We start from the raw sequence: 24,986 nt of genomic DNA, 5'->3' as shown, positions 1-24,986 counted from the left end.
GCACGCACTCTGGAGAGGTGATCGATGGGGGTCCCTGGACCCGCCCCGGCCATGGGCCGCGACGAGGTGGACCGCGCCCTCGGCAGGCTCGGCGCCGAGCACGAGGCGATCGAGACCTCCCTGCTGGCACTCCAGGACCACGCGGGCCGCCGCCTCCTGGAGGGGGCCGAGCTGACCGGGGTCACCAAGGACCGCTGGGCGACGGCCGAGCGGCAGATCACCGTGCTCTGGGCGCACTTCGAGGCGTACACCGCGGCGCTGGAGGCCGCCCGCGAGCTGCGCGCCCGCCGCCGCTGGCTCTCCCAGGACGACCTGGTGACCCTCACCGACATGCTCCGCGGCAACGGCGTCACGGTCTCCGGCGGTTCGGCCGCCGGCAGTCCCGGTCGGCTCAGCGAACAGCTCAGCCTGGAGACGCTGGTCGACCGGATGAACGGGCTGTACGCCCGCGCCCTGGACGTCATCGTCAGCGCCGACTCCGTATGGACGGCGCTGCCCGCCCGCATCGACCTGCTCGCCGCCGAACTGCGCCGCACCCGCTCCCTCGCGCACTCCGTCGGCGTACGCCCCGGCGAACACCCCTCCGGCGACGACCTGGAGGACATCACCGCCGAACTGGACCGGCTGCGCGCCGAGGTGCTCACCGACCCGCTCGCCTTCTGGGTGCCCGCCACCGACGCCAGCGCCGCGCCCGGCGGCGGCCGCCCCGACACCGGCAGGTACGACCGCGCGGCGCGCGCCCTGGAGGACGTACGGCGTGAGATCGAGGCGGTCCTCGCCGTGCGGCAGGACGCCGAGCGGCGGCTCATGCAGGTGCGCGACCTGCTCTCGCGCGCCGACCGTACGCTCACCGAGGCGCGGCAGGCGCGCGGCGAGGTGCTGGCGAAGATCGCCGCGTCCGAGGTCCCGGCCGTCTCGGGCCCGTCGGCCGCCCTGCACGAACAGCTCGCCACCGCCGCCGAGTACCGCAGACGCTCCCAGTGGCATCTGCTGTCGCCGCTGCTGGAGAGCCTGGAGGAGCGTGCCGAGGAGGAGTTGCTGCGGGCCCGCGAGTCGCTGACCGCGGTGACCGCGCCGCTGGCCGTCCGCGCCGAGCTGCGCGGCCGGCTCGACGCGTACAAGGCCAAGGTGGCGCGGCACGGCCTGGCCGAGGACCTGCTGCTGGTCGAGCGGTACGACATCGCCCGCCGGATGCTGTGGAGCGCGCCCTGCGACCTGCGTGCCGCCGAACACGCCGTGCTGCGTTACCAGCACGCGGTGGCCGAGGCGGTGGCGGCCGGGCAGCAGGACCGCGAGGAGGAGTCATGAGCGGCGCGCCGGACACCGACTGCCAGCGGCCGGAGTGCGGTGGCACGTACGAGGACGTCGGCGGCGGCGAACTGTACTGCGACACCTGCGGCATGGCGCCGGTCGTCTCCCGGACCGGCATGGTCTCCTCGCCGCCGACCGGTGTCGCTGGCGCCGCCCGCTCCTCCGCCGGGTCCGGTTCCGCGCAGAGCTCCGGCAGCTCCGGCTCCGCGTCCTCCGCCCGCTCCGCCGGCTCCCGGCGCTCGGTGTCCGGGCGCCTCTCGCGCTCCCTGTCCGGCCCTTCGACACAGCTGGTGTCCGTGCGCAGCGGAAGCTCGGGGCAGGGCTCCACGTCCGGCTCCGGCTCCGGCGCGGGGCGCGGACGGCTCGGTGCCGGGCTGGTGGCGGTGCCGGACGTGCCCCGGCCCGACCCGCGCACGGTCGTGCTGGAGAACCCCGAGGTCCCCGAGCGCAAGCGATTCTGCAGCCGAAGCGACTGCGGGGCGCCGGTGGGCCGGGCACGCAGCGGACGCCCCGGCCGTACGGAGGGGTTCTGCACCAAGTGCGGCCACCCGTACAGCTTCGTGCCGAAGCTGCGGGCCGGTGACGTGGTGCACGGCCAGTACGAGGTCGCGGGCTGCCTGGCGCACGGCGGGCTCGGCTGGATCTACCTCGCGGTGGACCGGGCGGTCTCCGACCGGTGGGTGGTGCTCAAGGGCCTGCTGGACACCGGCGACGAGGAAGCGCTGGCGGTCGCGGTCTCCGAGCGCCGTTTCCTCGCCGAGATCGAGCACTCCAACATCGTCCGCATCTACAACTTCGTCGAGCACCTCGACCCCACGACCGGCAGCCTCGACGGCTACATCGTCATGGAGTACGTCGGCGGCAAGTCCCTCAAGGAGATCGCCAACGACCGGCGCACGCCCCAGGGAAGGCGCGACCCGCTCCCGGTCGAGCAGGCCTGCGCGTACGGCATCGAGGCGCTGGAGGCCCTGGGCCACCTGCACAGCCGGAACCTGCTGTACTGCGACTTCAAGGTCGACAACGCCATCCAGCAGAACGACCAGCTGAAGCTGATCGACATGGGCGCGGTGCGCCGGATGGACGACCACGAGAGCGCGATCTACGGCACGGTCGGCTACCAGGCGCCCGAGGTCGCCGAGGTCGGCCCGTCCGTCGCCTCCGACCTCTACACCGTCGCGCGCACCCTCGCCGTCCTCACCTTCGACTTCCAGGGCTACACCAACGTCTTCGCGGACTCCCTGCCGGACCCCGAGCACATCGAGGTCTTCCGCCGGTACGAGTCCTTCTACCGGCTGCTCGTCCGCGCCACCGACCCCGAACCGGCGCGCCGGTTCGCCGACGCCGAGGAGATGGCCGAGCAGCTGACGGGCGTGCTGCGGGAGGTCGTGGCGCTCCAGACGGGCGAGCAACGGCCCGCGCTGTCCCAGCTGTTCGGCCCCGAGCTGCGCGTCGTGGACACCGAGCTGATGCCGGCCGTGGCCGGCGACACCTCGCTGCTGGGCCGCCGGGCCGCGCCGGCCCGCCGCCCGGGCCGGCGCAGGCAGCCGGCCGCGGCCCTCCCCGGCCGGGGGCCGACGGCGGGACTCGTGGGCGCCGCACCGGACACGCCGTCCATCCCCGCTCAGGTGTCGTACGAGGTCTCCCCGCTGCCCGGATACGGGCGCCAGGGCCCCGTGCTGCGCACCCTGGACACCGCGGCCACCGTGCTGGCGCTGCCGGCGCCGCGGGTGGACCCCGGCGACCCGAACTCCGGCTTCCTGGCCGGCCTGCTCGCCGCCGCCCCCGCCGAACTGGTCGCCGCGCTCCGCTCCGCGCCGGCCGACTCGCTGGAGGTCCGGCTGCGCGACCTGCGGGCGCGGCTGGAGATGGGCGACGGGCCCGAGGCCCGGCGGGTGCTGCGGGAGATCGAGACGGACCCGCTGGCGGAGTGGGCGTCGGACTGGCGGGTGGTCTGGAACCGCGGCCTGGTGGCCCTGGCCACCGGCGACAAGGAGACCGCCGCCCTGTCCTTCGACGCGGTGTACGACGCCTTCCCCGGCGAGCCCGCGCCCAAGCTCGCGCTGGGCGTCTGCGCCGAGGTACTGGGCCAGCTGGACAACGCCGCCGAGTACTACCACCTGGTGTGGTCCACCGACCACAGCTACGTGAGCGCGGCGTTCGGGCTGGCACGAGTGCGGCTCGCGGCCGGTGACCGAACGGGTGCCGTACGTGCTCTGGAGGCCGTGCCCGAGTCCTCGATCCACTTCACCGCGGCCCGCATCGCCGCGGTGCGGGCCCGGCTCCGGCAGCGCCCGGCCGGTGAACCGCTACTGGCGGACCTGCGGGCCGCGGCCGGGCAGATCGAACGGCTCGCGGACTTCGGGCTGGACGCGCAGCGCCGGGAGACGCTGACGACGGAAGTGCTGGGCTGCGCCCTGGACTGGGTGCTGTCCGGACGGGCCGGGGAGCGGGTGCCCGGCCCGCCGGACGCGGCGGGCCGGCCGGCGGACGGCCGCCCCGTACTGCTCGGCTGTGCGCTGGACGAGCGCGGACTGCGCTTCGGCCTGGAGCGGTCCTACCGGCTGCTCGCCAGGCTGGCCCAGCGCGGTGATGAGAGGATCGAACTGGTGGAGCGGGCCAACCGCTTCCGCCCCAGGACGTGGGTGTGAGATGGCAGTGACAGGTCCCTCCCGGTGCCCGGGCTGTGCCGAGCCGCTGGAGCCGGGGGACAACTTCTGCGGCGTATGCGGAGTCGAACGCTCCGCCACGGCGGACGGGAACGCCGCGGCCGGGGACCACCCGACGCTCGCGCTCAGCCCCCAAGGCGTGCCCCAGGGGGCGCCCGGCGGTGCGTACGGGAGTTCCGGGGCCGGACGGCCCGACGAGGCGTACCGCGCTGCGCCGCCGCCCGCGCCGGAGACCCGGCTGCCGGACCCGGGCGCCGCGCCTCCGGCCGCACCGGCATCGGCGCCCCCCGTACCGCCCGCGCCGCCCGCTCCGGCGGCTCCCGCTCCGGTGCCCGGCCCGGTGCCGGCGGCGGAGGCCGGCCCGGCCGAGGCCCCCGCCGATCCCCGCGAGACGTTCGCCGCCACGTCCTGCGTCGCGTGCCGGACCGGCACCGTCGACCAGGACGGCTACTGCGAGCACTGCGGCCACGCCCAGCCCCGCGAGCGCGACCACTTCGAACAGGAGCTGTCGCGGGTCGCGGCGGTCAGCGACCGCGGCCACCGCCACCACCGCAACGAGGACTTCTTCACCGTCGCGGACACCACGCTCACCGACGGCTCCCCGGCCGTGCTCGCCGTGGTCTGCGACGGCGTCTCCTCCGCGACCAGGCCCGACGACGCGTCGCGGGCCGCGGCCGAGACGGCGGCCGAGGCGCTGGTGGCGGCGCTCCCCCGGGAGCCGCGGCCCCAACAGGCCATGCACGACGCGATCGTGGCCGCCGCCAAGGCCGTCGACGCGCTCGCGGCCTCGCCCGACGGGCCGCAGGAGCACGATCCGTACCGCCGCCAGAACGCCCCGGCCTGCACGCTCGTCGCGGCCGTCGCGGCGGGCGGGGTGCTGACCGTCGGCTGGATCGGCGACAGCCGCGTGTACTGGATCCCCGACGACCGCACGGCGCCCGGCACCCGGCTCACCGAGGACGACTCCTGGGCCGCACAGATGGTGGCGAACAATCTGATGACGGAGGCGGAGGCGTACGCCGACGAACGGGCCCACGCCATCACCGGCTGGCTCGGCGCCGACGCGTACGAACTTCAGCCGCACACCGCCGCTTTCCGGCCGGACCGCCCCGGCGTCGTCGTGGTGTGCACCGACGGCCTGTGGAACTACGCCGAGACCGCGGACGAACTCGCCGGGATACTGCCCCTGGACGCGGGTGAACGCCCGCTGCACGGCGCCCGGACACTGGTGCACCATGCCCTGGACAGCGGGGGCCACGACAACGTAACAGTGGCCCTGGTGCCGTTCCCGGTCCCCGCCGGCGGGGCAGGATCGGCCTGAGTCACCGCGGCGTCGCCACAGCACAGCAGACCGCAGTGAATCGCAGTGAACGGTCCGGCACCTGGGGAGGTGCCGACGGGGGGGACGGCCTGGGGTACTTCCGCCCGCCCGCATGCCGACGAGCTTCGACGGAGCGTCAAGGAGCGGAACAGATGGCCAACTTCTCGAAGTCCACGGTGCCGCGGTTCTCCGCGGAGGTGTACCAGAACGAGTACCTCCCCGAGGGCGGCCGCGAGGTGAACGCCATCGTCACGGTCACCGCCACCGGCGGCGGCACGTCGGGGGGCCGGCCGCTCGCCGGCGCAGCGGACCGGATGCACTCCGCGCCGGGCGCCCCGGAGGTCGCCGTGGTCGTGATGGTCGACTGTTCCGGCTCGATGGAGTACCCGCCGGCCAAGATGCGCAACGCCCGCGAGGCCACCGCCGCGGCCATCGACACCCTGCGCGACGGGGTGGCCTTCGCGGTGATCGCCGGCACCCACCAGGCCGCCGAGGTCTACCCGGGCGGCGGCCGCCTCGCGCAGGCCTCGCCCGCCACCCGCGGCCAGGCCAAGGAGGCGCTGCGGCGGCTGCGGTCGGGCGGCGGCACGGCGATCGGCACCTGGCTGCGGCTGGCCGACCGGCTGCTGACCTCCTCCGACGCGGCGATCCGGCACGGCATCCTGCTCACCGACGGCCGCAACGAGCACGAGTCGCCCGAGGACCTGCGGGCCACCCTGGACGCCTGCGCCGGGCGGTTCACCTGTGACGCGCGCGGGGTGGGCACGGACTGGGAGGTCGCGGAGGTCACCGGCATCGCCTCGGCCCTGCTGGGCAGCGCCGACATCGTCGCCGACCCGGCCGGGCTGGCGGCGGACTTCACGCGGATGATGGAGACCGCGATGGGCAAGGAGGTCGCGGACGTCGGGCTGCGGGTGTGGACGCCGCAGGGCGCCGAGATCCGGTTCGTGAAGCAGGTCGCGCCGACCGTCGAGGACCTGACCGGCCGGCGCACCGACGCCGGGCCGCGGGCCGGCGTCTACCCGACCGGCTCCTGGGGCGACGAGTCCCGCGACTACCACCTGTGCGTACGGGTCCCGGACGCCGGTGTCGGCCGGGAGATGCTGGCCGCGCGGGTGGCACTGGTGCTCCCTGTGCCCGGGGGCGAGGGGCCCCGGACGCTCGCGCAGGGCTTGGTACGGGCGGTGTGGACGTCGGACATGGCCGCATCGACGCAGATCAACCCGCAGGTGGCGCATTACACGGGGCAGGCGGAACTGGCGCGCGCCATCCAGCAGGGACTCGATGCGCGCAAGTCCGGCGACGCGGACGGAGCGACCGCCCGGCTGGGCCGTGCCGTCCAGCTCGCGAGCGCCTCCGGCAACGAGGACACCGCGAAACTCCTTGCGAAGGTGGTGGACGTCGTCGATGCCGCGACCGGTACTGTGCGGCTGAAGGCGAAGGTTGCGGAAGCGGACGAGATGACACTCGAAACACGCTCAACCAAGACAGTTCGCGTCAAAAAGTGACACACGAGTGACGAGCGAGACGTAACACCGTCGGAAGACGGTACGGAGGGGGACATACCGACATGCCGACCTGCCCGAACGGCCACCAGTCAGTGGCCGAAGACTGGTGCGAGGTGTGCGGCCACCGCATGGCGGGCCCTGTCGCTCCTCCTCCCCCGCCGCCCGGCTTCCCCGGCGCCCCGGCACCCCAGCAGGGGGGCTACGGCTTCCCGCCGCCCCCGCCCCCGCCCGGCGCCGGCCAGGCCCCCGGCCCCGGTACCGGCCAGGCCGAGCTGTGCCCGCAGTGCGGCACACCGCGCGAGGCCATGGCGCCGTTCTGCGAGGAGTGCCGGTACAACTTCCTGACGCACTCCTCGACCTCCGCCTCGTACCCGGCGCCGCCGCAGCAGCAGTCCGCGCAGCCGCCCGGCTTCCCGCCCCAGCCCGGCCCGCCGGACCAGTACGAGTACCAGGGCTCCCGCCCCTCCCAGATGAACCGGCCCGCCGAGCCGCTGGGCCCCGGCCAGCAGCCGGGCCCCGCCGGCCCGCCCCCGCCGTACGGTGACGCGACGCCGCCGCCCGCGCCCTTCGGTGACGCGGGCCCGCCGCCCCCGCCGCAGCCGCAGGGCCAGTCCCAGGGCGGCGACGACTGGCTGCTCCCGCCCCCCGGCGGCCCGCAGCCGCCCGGCGCACCGCAGAACGCCGCCCCGCAGGCCCCGGCACCGGCACCGCCCGGCGGCCCCGGCCCGTACGGACCGCCCGTCCCCGGCCAGCACGGTCCCGGCCCCCAGGGTCCCGGCCCGCAGGGCTTCGACCAGACCGGCCCGCAGGGTCCGGGCCCGCAAGGCCCCGGTCCGCAGGGCTTCGACCAGCCCGGTCCGCCGCCTCCGCCGTACGAGCAGTCCGCGCCCCCGGCGCCGCCCGGCCCGTACGACTCGCAGCAGTCCGCCCCGTGGGAGCAGCCGCAGCAGCAGCCGTTCCCGCAGCAGCCACCGCCGTACGACCAGCAGGGCCGGCAGGGCCAGCAGCAGCCGTACGACCAGGGTCAGCAGCAGGCCCGGACCGGTGAGCAGCCGTGGCCCCCGGGCGGCGGCACCGGCCCCGTGCCGACCGCGGCCGGCTGGGTCGCGGTGATCGCTCCGGACCGTGAGTACTTCATGGCGATGATGGGCCGCAGCGGCCCGGAGGCCGCCGGCCTGAACCTGCCCGCCTACTCCCCCGAGCAGCAGCTGCCGCTCTCCGGCCAGCAGGTCACCATCGGCCGCCGCCGGCAGAGCACGGGCGAGTCGCCGGACATCGACCTGGCGCGCCCGCCGGAGGACCCGGGCGTCTCGCACCAGCACGCGATGCTGGTCCAGCAGCCCGACGGCGGCTGGGCCGTGGTGGACCAGAACTCCACCAACGGCACGACGGTCAACGGCGGCGAGGAGCCGATCCAGCCGTACGTCCCGATCCCGCTCCAGGAGGGCGACCGGGTGCACGTCGGCGCCTGGACGACGATCACGGTCCGCCGGGGCTGAGCTCCGACGCCCCGGCCGGGGTCAGTCCCGGCCGGGCAGCGGCCAGCGGTGCGGGCCGTCGGGGTCGTCCAGCCACGCCCACTGCCGCTCGCCCGCGACCGTCACCCCGTACCGCTCCCGCTCCGGCCGGTGCTCCGCGCGCCACAGCTCGTACGCGCCCTGCGGGTCCAGCGTCCCGGCGCTCAGCGCGCGCAGGAAATGGAAGCGCTCGTCGCGCAGCGCTTCCGTGGGCAGCGCGGCGGTCTCGGCCCGCGCCCGGTCGTGCCCGTCGTCCCCCGAAGCGCCGCGGGGCCGGTCGGCGGGCGCCTCGGACCCGCCGCGCAGCCGCACGAAGTACGCCGGGGTCGACAGGAACCGTCCCTCCGCGTGCTCCGGCCCGGTCACTCGCAGCAGGACCAGCCCGGTGGCCAGCGGCGTGAGGATCAGCCCGCCGGTCCGGCACTGCGCCGGCCATGCCGGCGGCACGGACGGCAGCCGGCAGGTCGCCATGATCCGGTCGAACGGGGCCCGCTCCGGGCAGCCCGCCGCGCCGTCCCCGGTGACCACCAGAGGCCGGTACCCGGCCGCCGCCAGATGCTCCCGGGCCGGCCCGGTGATCTCCTCGTCGAGGTCCACGGTGGTGACCCGCCCGTCGCCGAGCCGGTGCGCGAGCAGCGCCGCGTTGTAGCCCGTGCCCGTGCCGATCTCCAGCACCTCGTGCCCGTCCTCGACCGCCAGCGCGTCGAGCATCATGGCCATCAGCGACGGCTGGCTACTGGAGGAGACCAGCTCCCCCTCCCGTACGTGGGTGGCCAGCGCGCCGTCCGTGTACGCCCCGCGCAGCCATTCCGCCCGACGCTGCGGATCGGGGTGGTCGGCGGCCCGCCGCTCGTACCCGCCGGCCGCGCCCACGTAGTACACGGGGACGAACAGATGCCGGGGCACCTCGGCGAACGCCGCCCGCCAGCGGGGGTCCGCGAGCCCGCCGCCCAGCGTGATCAGCCGCACCAGCCCGGCTCTGGCCGCCGCGGCCTCGACGGCGTAGGGATCGTGCGTCGGTTCCGCGCCGTTACCGCTCATGCCTCCACTGTGCTACGCCCGTGCCCCGGCCGTCCTCCCGCTGCCCGTGGTCCTAGATCTTCCGTACTCGGCCGGTGCGTCTGAGACGATGGAGGGGTGAACGAGATTCCGCGCGGCACGCTTCAGGACCAGACCTTCTACGAGCAGGTCGGTGGCGAGGAGACCTTCCGGCGTCTGGTGCACCGTTTCTACCAGGGCGTCGCCGAGGACCCGCTGCTCCGGCCCATGTACCCGGAGGAGGACCTCGGCCCGGCCGAGGAGCGCCTCACGCTGTTCCTCATGCAGTACTGGGGCGGTCCCCGTACGTACAGCGAGGGCCGCGGCCACCCCCGGCTGCGGATGCGGCACGCACCCTTCACCGTCGACCGCGCGGCGCACGACGCCTGGCTGCGGCACATGCGGGACGCGGTGGACTCCCTGGAGCTGGCGCCCGAGCTGGAGACCCAGCTGTGGAACTACATGACGTACGCGGCCGCGTCGATGGTCAACTCCGAGGGCTGACTCGGAAGGCTGACGACCCACGCGACGCCCGTCCGGCGAACGGCGAGAGGCCGGGCTCCCCTTTCGGGGCGCCCGGCCTCTTTCTGCTGTATACGTCTTGCTGCTGTGTACGTCGCTCAGGCCGGCGTGACCGAGAGGCCCTGGAGGCCGCCCGTGCGGACGGCGATGGAGCCGTGCGGCGTACGGAACCGGAGCCAGCCGCCCGCGGCGAGCAGCGTGTACGGCTCCGGGAGGCGCCCGGCGCCCGCAGCGCCGACAGCGGCGCGCACCGGACGAAGGAAGCCCAGGGACTGCGCAGCGTGCACGGCGCGCAGCGGGAGATGCGTGTCGCCGACCGTGCGCGACCAGATCTCCCGGCCGATGCGGTCCCGTTCCGTACGGGTCCGCCGCTCCGGCGACAGCTCCGCGTCACGGGCGCGGAACTCGGCGACCGAGGCCGCGAGCATCCGGCCCAGCGCGTCGGGCGCGGGCAGCCCCGGCACCCGGCGCCAGCCGCCCTGCGGCGGCAGCACCCCGGCCCACGGCGGGCCGGTGACCGCGGCGGGTACGGCGAGCGTGCCCGCCGGTTCCGCGAGGCCGTCGAGCAGTTCGCCGGCCGAGACGGTGGCGTCCAGCCGGGCCGGCTCCGCGAGCCGCGCCGTGCGGATGGCCAGCACCTCGAAGGACGGCGGCCGGCCGAAGACGGCGAGCACGCCGCCGTCACCGGCTCCGCCGGGCGCGGCCTGCAGACGCACCGCGGCGGCCCGGTCGTAGTGCAGCAGCCGGGACAGGAAGGCGGCGAGGTCCGCCGCCTCCCCCTCGTCGGCGAGGCGCAGAACCGTCATGCGGCGACGGCCTCCGAGCGGTCGGCACTGCCGCTGCCACTGTCGTCGGCGTCGTCCCGGTACTCCTGCAGGAACGACTTCTCCTCGGCCGTGATGCGCCGCGGACGCCCCGCTTCGAGGTCGTAGGGCACCACGACGGTCGAGGCCCGCACGTAGACGGTCTCCCCGTGTTCCGGCGTAGCGGCGTCCTTGATCTCGTACTGGATCGTCAGGGACGCCGCGGTGATCCGCGTCACCCACGACTCGATGGTCACCGGCGCATGCCGGTGGACCAGCGGACGCACGTAGTCGATCTCGTGACGGGCCACGACGGACCCGCCGGAGAACGACGGGCTGCCGTCCCCCGGCGCCAGCCGGAACATGAAGTCGATCCGCGCCTCTTCGAGGTAGCGGAGGAAGACCACGTTGTTGACGTGGCCGAACGCATCCATGTCCGCCCAGCGCAGGGGGCAGGAGTAGACGTGTCGCACGCGATCAGCCTCAGCCTCGGGTCAGCTTCTTGTAGGTGGCGCGGTGCGGGCGGGCGGCGTCCGGGCCGAGCCGCTCGATCTTGTTCTTCTCGTACGACTCGAAGTTGCCCTCGAACCAGAACCACTTGGACTCGCCCTCGTACGCCAGGATGTGCGTGGCGACGCGGTCCAGGAACCAGCGGTCGTGGGAGACGACCACGGCGCAGCCCGGGAACTCCAGCAGCGCGTTCTCCAGCGAGGACAGGGTCTCGACGTCGAGGTCGTTGGTCGGCTCGTCGAGGAGGAGCAGGTTGCCGCCCTGCTTCAGGGTCAGCGCGAGGTTCAGACGGTTGCGCTCACCACCGGAGAGCACGCCGGCCGGCTTCTGCTGGTCCGGGCCCTTGAAGCCGAACGCGGAGACGTACGCGCGGGACGGCATCTCGACCTGGCCCACGTTGATGTAGTCCAGCTCGTCCGACACCACGGCCCACAGGGTCTTCTTGGGGTCGATGTTGGCGCGGTTCTGGTCCACGTACGAGATCTTGACCGTGTCGCCGACCTTGATCGAACCGGAGTCCGCGGTCTCCAGGCCCTGGATCATCTTGAACAGGGTCGTCTTGCCGGCACCGTTCGGGCCGATGACACCCACGATGCCGTTGCGCGGCAGGGTGAAGGACAGGTCGTCGATGAGGACCTTGTCCCCGAACGCCTTCGAGAGGTGCTCGACCTCGACGACGATGTTGCCCAGACGCGGGCCCGGCGGGATCTGGATCTCCTCGAAGTCCAGCTTCCGGGTCTTCTCCGCCTCGGCCGCCATCTCCTCGTACCGCGTCAGACGGGACTTGGACTTGGCCTGCCGGCCCTTGGCGTTGGAGCGGACCCACTCCAGCTCTTCCTTCAGACGCTTCGCGCGCTTGGCGTCCTTCTGGCCCTCGACCTTCAGGCGCGTGGCCTTCTTGTCCAGGTACGTGGAGTAGTTGCCCTCGTACGGGTGCGCCCGGCCGCGGTCCAGCTCCAGGATCCACTCGGCCACGTTGTCGAGGAAGTACCGGTCGTGGGTGACGGCGACGACGGTGCCGGCGTACTGCGCGAGGTGCTGCTCCAGCCACTGCACGGACTCGGCGTCCAGGTGGTTGGTGGGCTCGTCGAGGAGCAGCAGGTCGGGAGCCTCCAGGAGCAGCTTGCAGAGCGCGACGCGGCGCTTCTCGCCACCGGAGAGCTTGGTGACGCCCCAGTCGCCGGGCGGGCAGCCCAGCGCGTCCATCGCCTGCTCCAGCTGGGTGTCCAGGTCCCACGCGTTGGCGTGGTCCAGGTCCTCCTGCAGCTTGCCCATCTCGTCCATGAGCGCGTCGCTGTAGTCGGTCGCCATGAGCTCGGCGACCTCGTTGAAGCGGTGCAGCTTGTCCATGATCTCGCGGGCGCCGTCCTGGACGTTCTCCAGGACCGTCTTGGACTCGTCCAGCGGCGGCTCCTGCAGCAGCATGCCGACGCTGTAACCGGGCGACAGGAACGCGTCACCGTTGGACGGCTGCTCCAGGCCCGCCATGATCTTCAGCACCGTGGACTTACCGGCACCGTTGGGGCCCACGACACCGATCTTCGCTCCCGGCAGGAAGTTCAGGGTGACGTCGTCGAGGATCACCTTGTCGCCGTGCGCCTTGCGCGCCTTGCGCATGGTGTAAATGAACTCAGCCAAGAGAAACCGTCCGGCAGTCTGGATCTGGAAGTGGGCAGTACTACCCATCTTGCCGTACGCCGGTCCCCCGATGAAAACGGGTAACGACTCGAACCCCCTGAACCCGGGGCGGGAGCCCCTCCGGGAAGCCACTCCGAGGGGCCACTCCGGGGGGGGCCACTCCGGGGGGCCACTCCGGCGGGGTGGGCGGCCCGCGAGGGAGCGCTCCCGGGGCGGGGAGTCGAGTCTCGGAGCAGCCGTCAGCCGTCAGCCGACGGCCCGTGGGCGGGCAGCCGTCGGCCCCGGGCGCCAGGGGCGCTCCGGGGCCGGGGCCTGCTGCTTGCGGTGAGCGTCGCTCACCGCGGGTCACGCCACTGCTACAGCGGTGCCCTTACTGCACTTACCGCTCTAACCGCTCTTACTGCGTGACGCCGGCCTTCTTCTTACGGAGGAAGAACACCGCCGCACCGCCGATCACGACCAGCGCGACCGCGACACCCGCGATCATCGGCGTGGCGTTGCTGGAACCGGTCTCCGCCAGGTCGCCACCGGTGTCACCGGCCGAGTCGCCACCCGTACCACCGGCCGACGCCGGGCTGGGGTGCGCGGACGGGGCCGGGGTGCTGCCGCCGCCGCTGCCCGCGGTCTTGCAGTCCAGGACGCCGGTGAACTGCTTCGAGAAGCCGTTGTCACCCTTGACCGTGATGTCGTACGACTGGTCCTCGGCGACCGGCACGGTCACCGTCTGGGACTTGCCGGGCGCGACCTCGTAGTCCTTGCCCGCCAGCTGGAAGTGGAACGCCTCGTCACCCTTGTTGCTGGCGGTGACGTCGACGCCGCCCTTCTTGCAGTCCTTCTCGGCGGTCACGGCCGGAACCGCGCCCTGCTTCGCCCAGGAGGCCGTGGCCACGGCGGAGACGGTGGACTCGCTGGAGCCCGCCAGGATCTGCGTCTGGCTCTTGGCGTGCTCACCGACACCGGTGAACGCGCGGCCCACCGGCACCTTCGTGGCGGCCTGGACCGTCAGCGAGGTGGAACCGTCCTCGGCACCGGCCGGCACGTCGAAGAACAGCTGCGAACCGTTGGGCGCGCTGGTGACCGGCTTGCCGCTCTTGTCGACGACCTTGACACCGGACGGGGCGTCCGCCGCAGGGGTGACCGCCGCGCTCTGCGCGTTGGTGTGGACCGTGACGGGGCCGATCCGGCTGCCGGACTTGCCGGAGACGGCCGGCGGGTCGAGCGTCAGGGACGCCGTCGGCTCCGCGAGGTTCTGCGCGCTCTTCTCGAGGTAGTCCGCCAGCTTCTCCGCCGCGGGGTTCACCGCGTCGACGTCGGCGTGGTCGGAGAAGCGCCAGATCGCGACCTGCGTACCGGCCGCAGCGGTCTTCTCGGTGAGCGTCCCGGCACCCGCCTTCTGCGCGAGCGCGGCCAGGTCGTTCACCTGCGGGTAGGAGTTCTGCAGGATCCAGCGGATCTTGCCGGCGTCGCCGTTGTTGTGCAGCGACGACTGGCTCCAGGGCACTTCCTGGTACTTGGCCTGGTTCTGCGTCGGGTTGTGGATGTCGATGCAGTACGTCTGGAGCGCACCGCCCTTGTCGACAGCCATCTCGAACAGCCCGGCACCGATCTTCTGGTTCCGGCCGTTGTCGTGGATGACGGCCTGGTCGTAGACCTTCAGGCCGCCGAGTGTGGCGGTGACGCCGCTGTGCGCCGGGGGCGCGTCATCCGCGACAGCAGGCCCCGCAGTGGCTATCGCGCCCGCCGCCGCCAGGCCTGAGGCCAGGACCGCGGCGGCAAGGCGGGCCGCACCGCGCCTCTTCACAGAAATCATGAAATTCCCCTCTGGGCGAGGCAGGTCGATGGGAGGTGGCCTCGCCGGAAAGAACCGAGAACTCAACAGCCGAACGGAACGATCAGCCCCCGTGAGTGCTCGTGATGATCAGCCCCCGTGAGTCACTCGTGGATCCTAGAGAGCGAGCGCAACAGCGTCCCCAGCGATGCCGCACGACAAGCGATCCGAATCGCAATCGTTACCGAACGAAGCGCCGCTGACCTGGGATTATCGACAAATCCCCGGGGGCAATTCAGGACACTGGCACCTTCTCCGGCGAATCACTTTCCATCACGGAAGCATCAATTCCGGCCCAGTGGGCGTCATTTGCCGCTACGGAACGTGGAGTTCCGTTCGTGAAGGGGCCACTTTCCGGCTGTGGCCGGTCAGTTGTATTGCCGTCCGTTGTCGCACCTTCCGCTGTATTGCCTTCTGCTTCAGAAGTGGTGCCTGGGTCGGTCCTTGGGTCGGGGCTTTGGCCGGCGCCTGCGTCGGCCGTGGGTGCGGTTGCGGTTGCGGTTCCGGTCGCGGCGTTGGGGGTGGAGGCGGCGGCGGAGGTGGTCGCGTCAAAGTCCGTGCCGGAGAGGGCCGTCGTCCGGGCGGCGCGGCGGAAAGCGGCCGTGCCGCGGGTGAGATCGTGCCCGATCGCCACGGCGTCGACCTCCGCCGCGAACCACCGGCCGCCACCCCGCTCCGGCGGGTGCTCCCCCTCGCGCATCGTCAACCTCCCCCGTACGAGGAGTGGTTCGCCGACCGCCACCGAGGCGGCGAGATTGTCGGCGAGGGTGCGCCAGGCCCGCACGGTGTAGAAGCTCGTGGGGCCGTCCGTCCAGCGGCCCTGCTCCCTGTCGAACCGGCGCGGTGTGCACGCCATCCGGAACCTCGCCGCTGCCGCGCCGTCCTTGGTATAGCGGTGCTCCACCGCCGTCGCCGCGTTCCCCGTCAGCGTCACCATCGTGTCGGTCATCGTCATCTCCCCCGTTCTGTCACGGCCGTTCCGTTCTCCCCGGCGAGCTCCGAGCCCGCCGCCGGCCGCGTCGTGAAAACCATGCTGCCCGGATTCGCGAAATCGCGTCGGGGCTGTGGACAACCACCGAACGGGACGGGTCGGGAAGGACGTCGGCGAGGGGTTGGGGGCCGGGTGGGGAAAAGACCGCCACTCGTGTGGGTGAGAAGCACCGGCGGCCGGGGCCGCCGCAGCCGCTCGCTCGCCCCGAACTCGCCCCGGACTCACCTCGGCCGGTCAGGCGGTCACGCGCCCGTCGCCACCGCGTACTGCTCGCGCACCTCCCGGTACCGCAGCAGTTCGGCCGCGACCGGCTCCAGCACCCGGGCCCGGCCCGCCCCCGCCGCCGCGGCCCGCAGTTCCCGCTCGGCTTCCTGGCCGTACCGCCGCGCCGGACCGCGCGCGGCCACCCCGCACAGCCAGGACAACGCGGGCCCGCCGACCGTACCGATCGTGATCAGCGCCAGCGCCGGCAGCCAGCCGGCTGCGCCGGACGCCCGGTCCACCCCGCACAGCAGACCGACCATCCACACGGCGCCCAGCACCTGGAGCCCGACCAGCAGCCCCTGCCCTGCGGCAGCCACGGTCCACCACCGCGGCTTCGCCGGCGGCCCGGCCTGCAGTGCCTCGTCGGCCGCCTCCGCCGCCCGGTCCAGCGCTTCCGGCAGCCCGAGCGCTCCCTTGTCCGCCGCCTCGCGCACGGCCTGCGCCCACGGCACGGGCAACCCCCGCGCCGCCCCACCTGCCACGGCCCGTACCGCCTGCTCCGTAACGGTCCGCGAAGTCTGCGCGGTGGGGGCGGTGGAGACGACGGAGGCAGTGGAGGCAGTGGAGGCAGATGGGTCGGTCGAAGCGGCCGCCACGGACCGCGCGGACGGTACGGAGGGAACGGACGCTCTGGAGGCGTTGGCCGGGCCGACGGCACCCGGCGACTCGGCAGCCCGCCCGTTCACACGGGCTTGTCCATACACATGGGCCTGGCCGTACACATGGGCCTGGCCGTACTCGCTGCGCTGCCCGCCCCCCGCTCCTGTCGCCGCTCCCTCGGCCGCTTCCGTCGCCGCTCCGGTGACCGGGCCGCGTGGCCTCTCGGCAGCGGCTTCTCTTCGTCTCGCGGCGTCCGCGCGCCAGTTGCGGAGGCGCACCCACGGAGTGGCGCAGGCGCGCTCCGCGTGGCGCAGCCAGTCACGTTCCGCTGCACGTCCGGTAGCCGCGGCGCCCACCGCCTCGGCGAGCCGCTCCTCGAAGTCCTCACGCGCCTGCTCGGTCAGGCCGACCTGGCCGTCCGCCACGTACACCGGCTGCAGCCGTTCCGCCGCCGCGTCCACGTCCGCGGCCAGGCGGCGCCCCGCCGCGCCCCGCTCCCCCACGAACTGCCGCAGCGCGTCCCGCAGTTCCTCCACACCCTCTCCGGTCGCCGCGGAGAGCGCGAGAACCGTGGCGCCCGGCTCGCCGTGTTCGCTGAGCGCCAGCCCGTCCTCGTCGAGCAGCCGCCGCAGATCGTCGACCACCTGGTCGGCGGCGTCGCCCGGCAGCCGGTCCACCTGGTTGAGCACCACGAACGTCACCTCGGCGTAGCCCGCCAACGGACGCAGGTACCGCTCGTGCAGCACCGCGTCCGCGTACTTCTCCGGGTCCACGACCCAGATGACGGCGTCGACGATCTTCAACAGCCGGTCCACCTGGGCACGGTGGCCGACGGCGGCCGAGTCGTGGTCCGGCAGGTCGAGCAGTACGAGTCCGCGCAGGGAGTGGTCGCCTGCGGGGCCGCCGGCCCGCCCGCCTTCGGGGGCGCCGTCCGATTCAGCACCCTGGCCACCGCCCGGCCCGGCCGCCGTACCGGGGGCGTACCGCCGCGATACGGAGATCTCCAGCCGGTGCAGCAGGGCCTCGGCGCCGGCCCGGTCGCCCGGCCACACGCACGCCACGGGCTGCGAGGTGGTCGGCCGGCGCGCGGCCACCTCCGAACACGGGGCGCCGGAGAGTGCGTTGAAGAGCGACGACTTGCCGCTGCCGGTCGCGCCGGCGATCGCCACGACCGTGTGCTCGCCCGACAGCCGGCCCCGCTCGTCCGCCGCGTCCAGCACCTGTCCGGCCTCGTCCAGCGTCCGCCCGTCCAGCCGCGTCCGGGACAACCCGATCAGCTCACGCAGCGCATCGATACGGGGCTGCAGCTCGTCCTCCACGGTGCGCCGTACGGGCGGCACGTACGCATACGAGGGGGCGGCGTCCCGTGTCGCCTCGACCGCCGGCTCTCCTGGTCCCGCATCCGCCGCGCCCCCTGAAGCGGCGGGAGCCGCCGCCTGCGGTGCCGCGAGATCGGCCTCAGGTACGCCGCGTCCGTCCTGCGGAACGGGGTGCCGGTCCTGCGGGACGGAGGGCCGGTCCTGCGGAACGGGGTGGCCCTCCCTGGACATGGCGCGGTAGCCCGACTGCATGGCGCGGTACCCCTCCGGCGCGGCACAGTCATCCTCCGAAGCGGCGCGGTACCCCTCCGGGTCGGCAGGCACGCCCCCCGACCCGGCGCGATAGTCCTCCGGCGCGGTCGAGTCGCCCTCCGGCACAGCCCGCCGGCCCGCATGCCCGCCGTGATCGGCGCGGGCCCCGCGACCGGCCCGGCTCCCGTCAGTAACACGCTCCCCGTGACCGGCCCGGCGCGCGATCAGCCCGTCGTCCCAGCCGCTCTTTCGTACAGCGCCGCCGTCCGTGCCCTCGCGCTCACCGCTCACCAGAAGCCCTTTCCGTGCGAACCAGCAGAGTCCTCAACGTCATGGAGATCACCGACGGCAACCGAGGCCGCCGTGACCGCCACCGCCCGGGGCGTCCCTGACCAAGACGTCCCCGTGGGCGCCCCTCACCCGGCCATCGCCCCCTCCGCCACCGGGCCGTGTTCGGCGGCCAGTTCCGTGCGCAGGACCGACAGGGCGGCGATCAGTCCGACCTGCTGGTCGGGCGGGACGGTCAGTTCGTCCAGGGGGGCCAGCCGGCGCTCGCGTTCGGCGGCCAGCGCCCGGCCCACGTATGTGTCGAGCAGCGCGCCCCCTTTGTCGCGCAGCCGCAGCGCTCCGTGGGCGCCGAGCAGCTCGGCGAGGTTCTCGCCCGCCGTACGGGCCCGGCGGCCGCCCAGCAACGTGGTGGCCAGCAGCGCCGCAGCCTCTTCGGGTACAGCGGCCCCCGTACGTTCCGGGCTGCGCAGCTCTCCGGGTACACCGCGCGCTTCGCGTGTCAGCCCTCGTACGCCGCCGAGCAGCCCACGGGCGTCCCCGGCTGCCTCCCGTGCCGCGCGGGCCTCGCGTGCCTCCTCCTCCGCGAGTTCCTCCAGGCAGCGGCGCCAGCGCCGGGCAAGGATGCCGAGCCGTCCGGCGGTACTCGCGTCTCCGGAGGCGGCAGGCCCGGCCGCTCCCCCGTGTCCCGAGGAGCCCTGCCCCAGTAGGGCGAGTCCGGCCGCCGCCGGGTCGCGCCGCCAGACCTCGGCCGTCCGCTCGTCCGCCTCCTCGACCGCGCAGCACAAGAGGGAGGCGAGGCCGCGGGTGAGGGAGTCCAGCAGTTCGTCGGGGCGGCCGCCGAGGGCGTGGTCGCGCCAGTTGGCGCGGGCGTCGCCCGAGAGGACGTCGCCGCCGGTCACCGCGGCCCGTACCCGTGCGGAGGCCCTCTCGTACGCCTCGTCGACCCGGTCGGCCAGCCGGACCGCCGCGGCGTGCTGAGCGGCGGAGGCGCCGGCCAGCGCGGGCAGCCGGCCGCGCAGCGAGGCGATCGCCCCGGCCACGGAGCGGGCCGCTGCCGCCTCCCGGGCGACCGGGTCCTCGGCGTGCCGCTCCAGCCAGGCGCGGAGCGCGGCGACCGCGGTGGCAGGCAGCAGGCCGCTGCCGCCGCCCGCCGACTCGGGCAGCTCGGGAATGGTGAAGCGCGGCACGGCACCGAGGCCCGCGCGGTTCAGCAGGGCCGCGTACCGGTCGGTGATGTCCGGCGCGATCTGGTGCGGCACCCGGTCGAGCACGGTGACGAGCGTGACGTCGTACTCCTTGGCCGTGCGCAGCAGGTGCCAGGGGACGGCGTCGGCGTACCGCGCGGCCGTGGTGACCAGCACCCACACGTCCGCGGCGCAGATCAGCTCCGCCGCGAGCTCCCGGTTGCGGGCCACGAGGGAGTCGATGTCCGGGGCGTCCAGAAGGGCGAGCCCCCGAGGGACACCCCGGTCCGTCTCGATACGCAGCGGCGCGGGCCCGCTGCCCTCGGAGGCGACGTCACCGTCCTCCTCCTCGCCCTCGTACGCGCCGCCCCCCGCGCCTCCTCCGTCCCCGTAAAAATCACTTCCGCACGAACCCTCCCCATACGGGTGATTCCCGGCACCGCCCTGTTCGGGCATCCACAGGCGGACGAGGTCGGGCAGCACTCGGGGGCCGGCGAACCAGTGCCGGTCGTCGGGGTGGCACACCAGGACGGGCGTACGCGTCGTGGGCCGCAGCACGCCCGCCTCGGTGATGTGCCGCCCGACGAGGGAATTGACCAGCGTGGACTTCCCGGCGCCGGTGGATCCGCCGACGACCGCCAGGAGCGGTGCCTGAGGAGCGCGCAAACGGGGCATCACATAGTCGTCGAGGTGAGCGAGGAGTTCGGCACGATCGCGGCGGGCTCGCGCGGCCCCTGGAAGCGGCAGCGGAAAGCGCGCGGCGGCGACGCGGTCACGCAGCACGGAGAGCGCGTCGATGATCCGGGGTCCTACGTCCAAGGTCGCCACATGTGAAGAATGCCCAATTTCGACGCCTTTTTGAAGCGTATAGCCCCATGTGCGCGCCGTACGAACCCACTCAAAACGGTATGTGTGGCGCGTGGGACGCCCGCGACAGGAGGGGCTCAGGCATAACGAGTGCACAACACCCGTCCCGTGAGGCGCCAAAACCGGTGCAGAATTCGTACCTGCCTGCGATTATCGGGACCGCTTCACCGAACCTCCACAACGTGCCACGGAGGTGAAGCAACCGGGACGAGGCACGCGGCCCCCTATCCTGGTCCGCGGTCCGTGATCCACGTTCACACCCGGCCCCCGTAGCTCAGTGGATAGAGCAGGTGCCTTCTAAGCACTTGGCCGCAGGTTCGAGTCCTGCCGGGGGCGCTCTTCAAGGCCCTCCCTGGGGAGGGCCTTTCTGCTGGGCAGCGTAGTCGCAGGCGGGCGGTCGTACGCTGGGCGTGTGCACATCTGTTTCGTCTGCAGCGGGAACATCTGCCGGTCTCCGTCGGCCGCGCTGGTCTTCGGTGAGCATCTGCGCCGGGCCGGGCTGGACGGGGCGGTACGGGTCAGCAGTGTCGGCATCGGGCCCTGGCACGTCGGGGAGCCCATCGACGAGCGGGCCGGCGAGGTGCTGGCCCGGCACGGTTACCCCACTCGGCACGTCGCGGCCCAGCTGGGCGCCTCGCACATGGACGCCGATCTGTTCGTGGCGATGGACCGCAGTCATGAGAAGGCGCTGCGCCGGCAGGTGGCGGACGCGTCGCGGGTGCGGCTGCTGCGCTCCTTCGACCCGCGGGCGGCCGGTGCCGGGGACTCCGATCCGCGGGCGGCCGGTGCCGGGGACTCCGACCTGCGAGCGGCTGGGGGCGCGGGCGCCGGGCTGGAGGTGCCTGATCCGTACTATGGCGGGCCCGAGGGGTTCGACGAGGTGCTGGGCATGATCGAGGCTGCGATGCCGGGACTTCTCGCCTGGGTGCGCGAGCGGCTGGACGACGCGTGACGGCCGGGACGGCGGCCTCGGACGGTGAGGGTCCGGAGGACGTGGCGGCCCGGCTCACCGGGCGGCAGGTGAGTGGGAAACCGCGGCTGTCGGGAGCGCTTGCCGAAGTCGCGCTCGACGACGGGCGGGTCGTGGTCGTCAAGCAGGGTGACAGCCCCGGCGCGGTGGCGGCCGAGGCGGCCGGGCTGCGCTGGCTGGCCGAGGCCGACGCGGTCCGGGTCCCCGTGGTGCACGGCCGGGACGGGCGCCGGCTGGTGATCGACCGCGTGGCGACCGGGCGGCCGAGCGCGGGCGCCGCGGAACGCTTCGGCCGGGACCTGGCCGCTCTGCATGCCGCCGGGGCGCCCGCCTTCGGTGCCCCACCGCCCGACGGCCCCCGGGACGCCACCATCGGGCTCGCCCCGATGCGCAACGTCCCCGGCACCGACTGGCCCGAGTGGTACGCCGAGCACCGGGTCCTCCCGTATCTGCGCCGCGCTGTCGACGACGGCACGGTGCGTTCCGCCGAGGCAGCCGTGATCGAGGACGTCGCGGCGCGCCTCCCCGAGCTGGCGGGCCCGGCCGAACCGCCCGCCCGGCTCCACGGCGACCTGTGGAGCGGCAACGTGCTGTGGGGCGCGGACGACCAGGTATGGCTGATCGACCCGGCCGCGCACGGCGGCCACCGCGAGACCGACCTGGCCATGCTGCACCTGTTCGGCTGCCCCCATCTGGACCGTGTCCTGGCCGCCTACCAGGACGCAGCGCCGCTGGCCGACGGCTGGGCCGACCGCATCGGCCTGCACCAGTTGTTCCCCCTGCTCGTCCACACCGTGCTCTTCGGCCGCGGCTATGCCGAACAGGCCCTCGCGGCGGCCCGGTCGGCCGGTCGAAGCTGATCGACCGGTCGAATCCGATGGGCCGGTCGAAGCTGATCGGCCGGTCGAAGCTGAGCTGACGCCCCGTCGACCCCACCCTCGCGAGATGCACGAGACCTCACCCCCCACCGCATGAGCCCCGCCCGGACGGGTGACACCGCCCCTCCCTCTGTGGGTTCGTCGGGCGGTGGCGGCGTGGGGAGGTGACGACGCGGGCGGTTCGGAGGTGAATGAGGGGCCGGGTGCTCCCTGCCCGGTCGGGAGGCGCCTTCCCATGGGTACTCGGGTCACCCCCCACGGGTACGCGGTCGCACCCCGTCGGTGATGGTGGAGCGGCTGCCCGGTGGGGTGTGGTGGAGCGGCTGCCGGTGGGGTGTGGTGGAGCGACGAAAGGGGTTGTGAGCATGCGTGCGCTGACCGTCCGGCCGTTGCAGCCGGGTTCGCTGGAGGTGCGGGAGGTGCCCGACCCGGTGGCCGGGTCGGGCGAGCTGCTGGCGGACGGCCTCGGCGTCGGGGTGTGCGGTACCGACAAGGAGATCGCGGCCGGCGACTACGGGGCACCGCCGCCTGGCCGGGACCGGCTCGCCCTCGGGCACGAGTCGCTCGGGCGCGTGCGCGGGGCGCCTCCCGGGAGCGGCTTCGCGCGCGGTGACCTGGTGCTGGCGAACGACGCGGTGGTGGGCTCGGTCAACGCCGATCTGCGGCACTACCGGCAGGCGGCCGACGCACCGGCCGGCGCCGACCAGGATTGGCCGGCACGCATGATCACCAGGCGGGTGCCGCTGTCCCGCGCACAGGAGGCGTTCACCGCGCGGGAGGACGACATCAAGGTCGTCGTCTCGCTGGAGGAATGAGAACGAAGGCCAGGGGCGCGGAGGCCGTGAGCCCGGATGCCAGGGGCGCGGAGGCCATGGGCGCGGAGGACGGTGGCGACGCATGACGGTGGGACCCGAGTCGACGGGACCCGAGTCGACAGGACCTGAGCCGACGGGACCCGAGTCGACCGGCCCCAAGTCGACCGGACCTGGGCGTGCAGGGCCGGGGCGCGCCCCCGAGCGGCAGCAGCGGCGTCGCCTCGTGCGGCGCGTACGGCACCGGCTGCAGATCCGGCGGTTCCGGGAGCGCGGCAGCGAGCTGGAGCTGCTGCACCGTGCCATGGGCTTCGGCGCGCTGGGGCTGGTGACGCTCGTGCCGCTGCTGATCGTGGTGGCCGCGGCCGACCCGGTAGGGCACCGCGGCTTCGCCCTCTGGCTGGTCGACGGCATGGCGCTGTCCGGGCGTTCGGCGGACGCGGTGGAGAGCGTCTTCACCGCGCCGCGCCAGGCGGTCGCCACCACGAGCGCGGTCAGCCTCGTCGCCCTCGCCGTCTTCGGGCTGAGCTTCGCGGGCAGCGTGCAGACCGGGTACGAGAAGACCTGGAGCCTGTCGGTCGGCCCGTGGCACCGGGCCTGGCGGCAGCTCGTCTGGCTGGCCGTCCTGCTGGCCTACCTCTACGCCGAGGTGCAGTCCCGCGGCGCCCTCCCGGAGCCGCTGCGGATCGTGCTGAACCTCTTCGCCGGCGTGCTGTTCTTCTGGTGGGGCCAGCGCTTCCTGCTCGGCGCGCAGGTCGCGTGGCGGGCGCTGCTGCCGGGCGCGGTCGCGACGATGGCGGGCCTGACGGGGCTGCGCGCCTTCTCGTACCTGGTGTTCGCACCGCTCATCGTCACCAACGCGGTCAGCTACGGGCCGGTGGGCACCGTACTGATCGTGGAGTGCTGGCTGGTCGGGGTCGGCTTCGTGGTCTTCGGCGGGGCGCTGCTGGGGCGGCACTTCCACGACCACCCCGAGCGCCATGTCTTCCCCCGCGTACGCCGGGCCGTAGACGTCCGCCACATCCACCACCTGCGTCCCGCGCCCCGGACCGCCCGGGACAGGAGCCCGGCGCGGCCCACCCGGGCCGAGGACCGCGCGGACCGCCGTACGCAAGAAGGCCGCGCGGACCGCCGTACGCAAGAAGGCCGCGCAGACGGCCGTACCCGGGACGGGGACCCACCGCCACCCTCCGATGGGCCCCCGCACGCCCCGTGATCGGCCGGGCCCGTCTCGGCCCGGCCCTCACCTCACTCCGTCGGCGCTTCCTTGATGTCCGTGATCTGCCGGGTCTCCAGCGAACTGCGGACGGCCACCCGGGAGGTGCTCGGGTTGCTGCCCGAGTCCCAGGTCAGGGTGACGATCGTGTACGAGCTGCCGGTGCCGGAACCGTCGTAGGCGACCGACCACTTGACCGGGACGTTCTGCGCGCGCAGGACGCCGTCGGCGTGGTTCTTGGACTCCCACGTGGCGAGGCGCTTGCGCAGGTCGGCGCGGAGGTAGTGGGTCCGCAGCTGTCCGGCGAGCCGGCCGTCCTCGTCGTAGACGGCGTCGATGTACGCGCCGTAGAAGTCCGCGACCCGGTCCACGGTGGATTCGGGGCTGCCGCCGCGCACCGGCTCGGCCGCCGTCTGCGCCGCCGGCCGTACGGGCGGCGGTGAAGTGGTGGCGCCGAAGGCCGGAATGGCGGCGGAGGCGGTGAGGAGCGCGGCGGCGGCCGTGCCGATGACGGCGGTGCGGCGACGCGCGGGACGGGAGGTACGCATGGTGATTCCTTCCCCCAGGATGAGCGTTTGGTCCCTGAGTCAGTGGGTCCACGAGATAAGACACTCATATGCCTGGGAAGGGTTGTATTCGACCCGGTGTGTCATTCGGGGTTCCCCGGGATGGCGTCCATGTGT

Annotated in this window: 19 protein-coding genes and 1 tRNA gene; 11 read left to right on the top strand and 9 right to left on the bottom strand. The window is 73.7% G+C overall.

The window, feature by feature from the left end; genetic code table 11:
- The first annotated feature begins 24 nt into the window (after positions 1-24).
- The 5 genes from ACIGQF_RS19140 to ACIGQF_RS19120 all read left to right on the top strand — a co-directional run bounded on the left by ACIGQF_RS19140 (position 25) and on the right by ACIGQF_RS19120 (position 8,305).
- A complete protein-coding gene (locus tag ACIGQF_RS19140) occupies positions 25-1,308 on the top strand; it encodes a hypothetical protein (protein WP_399711447.1) in 1,284 nt (427 codons plus the stop codon).
- Positions 1,305-3,959, top strand: a complete 2,655-nt coding sequence (locus tag ACIGQF_RS19135; RefSeq protein ID WP_399711445.1) for a tetratricopeptide repeat protein — start codon at positions 1,305-1,307, stop codon at positions 3,957-3,959. Before ACIGQF_RS19140 ends, ACIGQF_RS19135 begins: the two co-directional genes overlap by 4 nt.
- A 1-nt stretch (position 3,960) precedes the next feature.
- Positions 3,961-5,298 carry a protein phosphatase 2C domain-containing protein gene (locus ACIGQF_RS19130; RefSeq protein ID WP_399711443.1) on the top strand — a complete coding sequence of 446 codons (1,338 nt, stop codon included), beginning with the start codon at positions 3,961-3,963 and terminating at the stop codon, positions 5,296-5,298.
- A 152-nt stretch (positions 5,299-5,450) separates the two neighbouring features.
- Positions 5,451-6,806: a VWA domain-containing protein gene (locus tag ACIGQF_RS19125; protein WP_399711441.1), complete on the top strand. Its 1,356-nt coding sequence runs from the start codon at positions 5,451-5,453 to the stop codon at positions 6,804-6,806.
- Positions 6,807-6,868: 62 nt separating this feature from the next.
- Positions 6,869-8,305, top strand: coding sequence for an FHA domain-containing protein (locus ACIGQF_RS19120; RefSeq protein WP_399711439.1), 1,437 nt, complete (start codon positions 6,869-6,871; stop codon positions 8,303-8,305).
- Between the two features lie 21 nt (positions 8,306-8,326).
- Here the strand turns inward: ACIGQF_RS19120 and ACIGQF_RS19115 are convergent, their stop codons facing one another.
- Positions 8,327-9,364 carry a methyltransferase domain-containing protein gene (locus tag ACIGQF_RS19115; protein WP_399711437.1) on the bottom strand — a complete coding sequence of 346 codons (1,038 nt, stop codon included), beginning with the start codon at positions 9,362-9,364 and terminating at the stop codon, positions 8,327-8,329.
- 96 nt (positions 9,365-9,460) lie between these two features.
- Between ACIGQF_RS19115 and ACIGQF_RS19110 the strand changes: the two genes are divergently transcribed.
- Complete coding sequence (locus tag ACIGQF_RS19110; protein ID WP_361566550.1) at positions 9,461-9,865, top strand: globin; 405 nt, start codon at positions 9,461-9,463, stop codon at positions 9,863-9,865.
- A 116-nt stretch (positions 9,866-9,981) separates the two neighbouring features.
- Here the strand turns inward: ACIGQF_RS19110 and ACIGQF_RS19105 are convergent, their stop codons facing one another.
- From ACIGQF_RS19105 to ACIGQF_RS19075, 7 genes are all read right to left on the bottom strand, one after another.
- On the bottom strand, positions 9,982-10,689 hold the full coding sequence (locus tag ACIGQF_RS19105; protein ID WP_399711435.1) for a hypothetical protein: 708 nt from the start codon (positions 10,687-10,689) through the stop codon (positions 9,982-9,984).
- Complete coding sequence (locus ACIGQF_RS19100) at positions 10,686-11,159, bottom strand: acyl-CoA thioesterase (protein WP_399711433.1); 474 nt, start codon at positions 11,157-11,159, stop codon at positions 10,686-10,688. The genes ACIGQF_RS19105 and ACIGQF_RS19100 overlap by 4 nt, the downstream gene beginning before the upstream one ends.
- Positions 11,160-11,169: 10 nt before the next feature.
- Positions 11,170-12,834 carry an energy-dependent translational throttle protein EttA gene (gene ettA, locus ACIGQF_RS19095; RefSeq protein ID WP_399711431.1) on the bottom strand — a complete coding sequence of 555 codons (1,665 nt, stop codon included), beginning with the start codon at positions 12,832-12,834 and terminating at the stop codon, positions 11,170-11,172.
- A 397-nt stretch (positions 12,835-13,231) separates the two neighbouring features.
- Positions 13,232-14,644, bottom strand: coding sequence for a Cys-Gln thioester bond-forming surface protein (locus ACIGQF_RS19090; protein ID WP_399711429.1), 1,413 nt, complete (start codon positions 14,642-14,644; stop codon positions 13,232-13,234).
- Between the two features lie 253 nt (positions 14,645-14,897).
- Positions 14,898-15,611, bottom strand: coding sequence for a single-stranded DNA-binding protein (locus ACIGQF_RS19085; RefSeq protein ID WP_399711427.1), 714 nt, complete (start codon positions 15,609-15,611; stop codon positions 14,898-14,900).
- A 284-nt stretch (positions 15,612-15,895) separates the two neighbouring features.
- Positions 15,896-18,088: a GTPase gene (locus tag ACIGQF_RS19080; protein WP_399711425.1), complete on the bottom strand. Its 2,193-nt coding sequence runs from the start codon at positions 18,086-18,088 to the stop codon at positions 15,896-15,898.
- A 416-nt stretch (positions 18,089-18,504) separates the two neighbouring features.
- Complete coding sequence (locus tag ACIGQF_RS19075; protein ID WP_399711423.1) at positions 18,505-20,379, bottom strand: ATP-binding protein; 1,875 nt, start codon at positions 20,377-20,379, stop codon at positions 18,505-18,507.
- Between the two features lie 311 nt (positions 20,380-20,690).
- Between ACIGQF_RS19075 and ACIGQF_RS19070 the strand changes: the two genes are divergently transcribed.
- The 5 genes from ACIGQF_RS19070 (at position 20,691) to ACIGQF_RS19050 (ending at position 24,303) form a co-directional block, all read left to right on the top strand.
- Positions 20,691-20,763: transfer RNA gene (locus ACIGQF_RS19070), tRNA-Arg, on the top strand.
- A 76-nt stretch (positions 20,764-20,839) separates the two neighbouring features.
- A complete protein-coding gene (locus ACIGQF_RS19065; RefSeq protein WP_399711421.1) occupies positions 20,840-21,379 on the top strand; it encodes a low molecular weight protein-tyrosine-phosphatase in 540 nt (179 codons plus the stop codon).
- Positions 21,376-22,257, top strand: coding sequence for a fructosamine kinase family protein (locus tag ACIGQF_RS19060; protein ID WP_399711419.1), 882 nt, complete (start codon positions 21,376-21,378; stop codon positions 22,255-22,257). The genes ACIGQF_RS19065 and ACIGQF_RS19060 overlap by 4 nt, the downstream gene beginning before the upstream one ends.
- A 383-nt stretch (positions 22,258-22,640) precedes the next feature.
- The gene (locus ACIGQF_RS19055; RefSeq protein WP_399711417.1) at positions 22,641-23,090 is read left to right on the top strand and encodes an alcohol dehydrogenase catalytic domain-containing protein; all 450 of its coding nucleotides are present in this window, start codon (positions 22,641-22,643) and stop codon (positions 23,088-23,090) included.
- A gap of 82 nt (positions 23,091-23,172) precedes the next feature.
- Positions 23,173-24,303: a hypothetical protein gene (locus tag ACIGQF_RS19050; protein ID WP_399711415.1), complete on the top strand. Its 1,131-nt coding sequence runs from the start codon at positions 23,173-23,175 to the stop codon at positions 24,301-24,303.
- Positions 24,304-24,335: 32 nt separating this feature from the next.
- Here the strand turns inward: ACIGQF_RS19050 and ACIGQF_RS19045 are convergent, their stop codons facing one another.
- The gene (locus ACIGQF_RS19045; RefSeq protein ID WP_399711413.1) at positions 24,336-24,851 is read right to left on the bottom strand and encodes a hypothetical protein; all 516 of its coding nucleotides are present in this window, start codon (positions 24,849-24,851) and stop codon (positions 24,336-24,338) included.
- Between the last annotated feature and the right edge of the window lie 135 nt (positions 24,852-24,986).

This window comes from Streptomyces sp. NPDC053560 (assembly GCF_044544605.1).
In the GTDB taxonomy this organism is placed as follows: domain Bacteria; phylum Actinomycetota; class Actinomycetes; order Streptomycetales; family Streptomycetaceae; genus Streptomyces.
Note: the sequence above shows the minus strand (reverse complement) of the source record. Positions and strands in the feature narration are given on the sequence as shown.

What these genes read in the sequence shown, in the direction of transcription:
- ACIGQF_RS19140 (WP_399711447.1), top strand. Translation starts at nt 25, where the DNA reads ATGGGGGTCCCTGGACCCGCCCCGGCCATGGGCCGCGACGAGGTGGAC.
- ACIGQF_RS19135 (WP_399711445.1), top strand. Translation starts at nt 1,305, where the DNA reads ATGAGCGGCGCGCCGGACACCGACTGCCAGCGGCCGGAGTGCGGTGGC.
- ACIGQF_RS19130 (WP_399711443.1), top strand. Translation starts at nt 3,961, where the DNA reads ATGGCAGTGACAGGTCCCTCCCGGTGCCCGGGCTGTGCCGAGCCGCTG.
- ACIGQF_RS19125 (WP_399711441.1), top strand. Translation starts at nt 5,451, where the DNA reads ATGGCCAACTTCTCGAAGTCCACGGTGCCGCGGTTCTCCGCGGAGGTG.
- ACIGQF_RS19120 (WP_399711439.1), top strand. Translation starts at nt 6,869, where the DNA reads ATGCCGACCTGCCCGAACGGCCACCAGTCAGTGGCCGAAGACTGGTGC.
- ACIGQF_RS19115 (WP_399711437.1), bottom strand. Translation starts at nt 9,364, where the DNA reads ATGAGCGGTAACGGCGCGGAACCGACGCACGATCCCTACGCCGTCGAG.
- ACIGQF_RS19105 (WP_399711435.1), bottom strand. Translation starts at nt 10,689, where the DNA reads ATGACGGTTCTGCGCCTCGCCGACGAGGGGGAGGCGGCGGACCTCGCC.
- ACIGQF_RS19090 (WP_399711429.1), bottom strand. Translation starts at nt 14,644, where the DNA reads ATGATTTCTGTGAAGAGGCGCGGTGCGGCCCGCCTTGCCGCCGCGGTC.
- ACIGQF_RS19085 (WP_399711427.1), bottom strand. Translation starts at nt 15,611, where the DNA reads ATGACCGACACGATGGTGACGCTGACGGGGAACGCGGCGACGGCGGTG.
- ACIGQF_RS19080 (WP_399711425.1), bottom strand. Translation starts at nt 18,088, where the DNA reads ATGCAGTCGGGCTACCGCGCCATGTCCAGGGAGGGCCACCCCGTTCCG.
- ACIGQF_RS19055 (WP_399711417.1), top strand. Translation starts at nt 22,641, where the DNA reads ATGCGTGCGCTGACCGTCCGGCCGTTGCAGCCGGGTTCGCTGGAGGTG.
- ACIGQF_RS19050 (WP_399711415.1), top strand. Translation starts at nt 23,173, where the DNA reads ATGACGGTGGGACCCGAGTCGACGGGACCCGAGTCGACAGGACCTGAG.
- ACIGQF_RS19045 (WP_399711413.1), bottom strand. Translation starts at nt 24,851, where the DNA reads ATGCGTACCTCCCGTCCCGCGCGTCGCCGCACCGCCGTCATCGGCACG.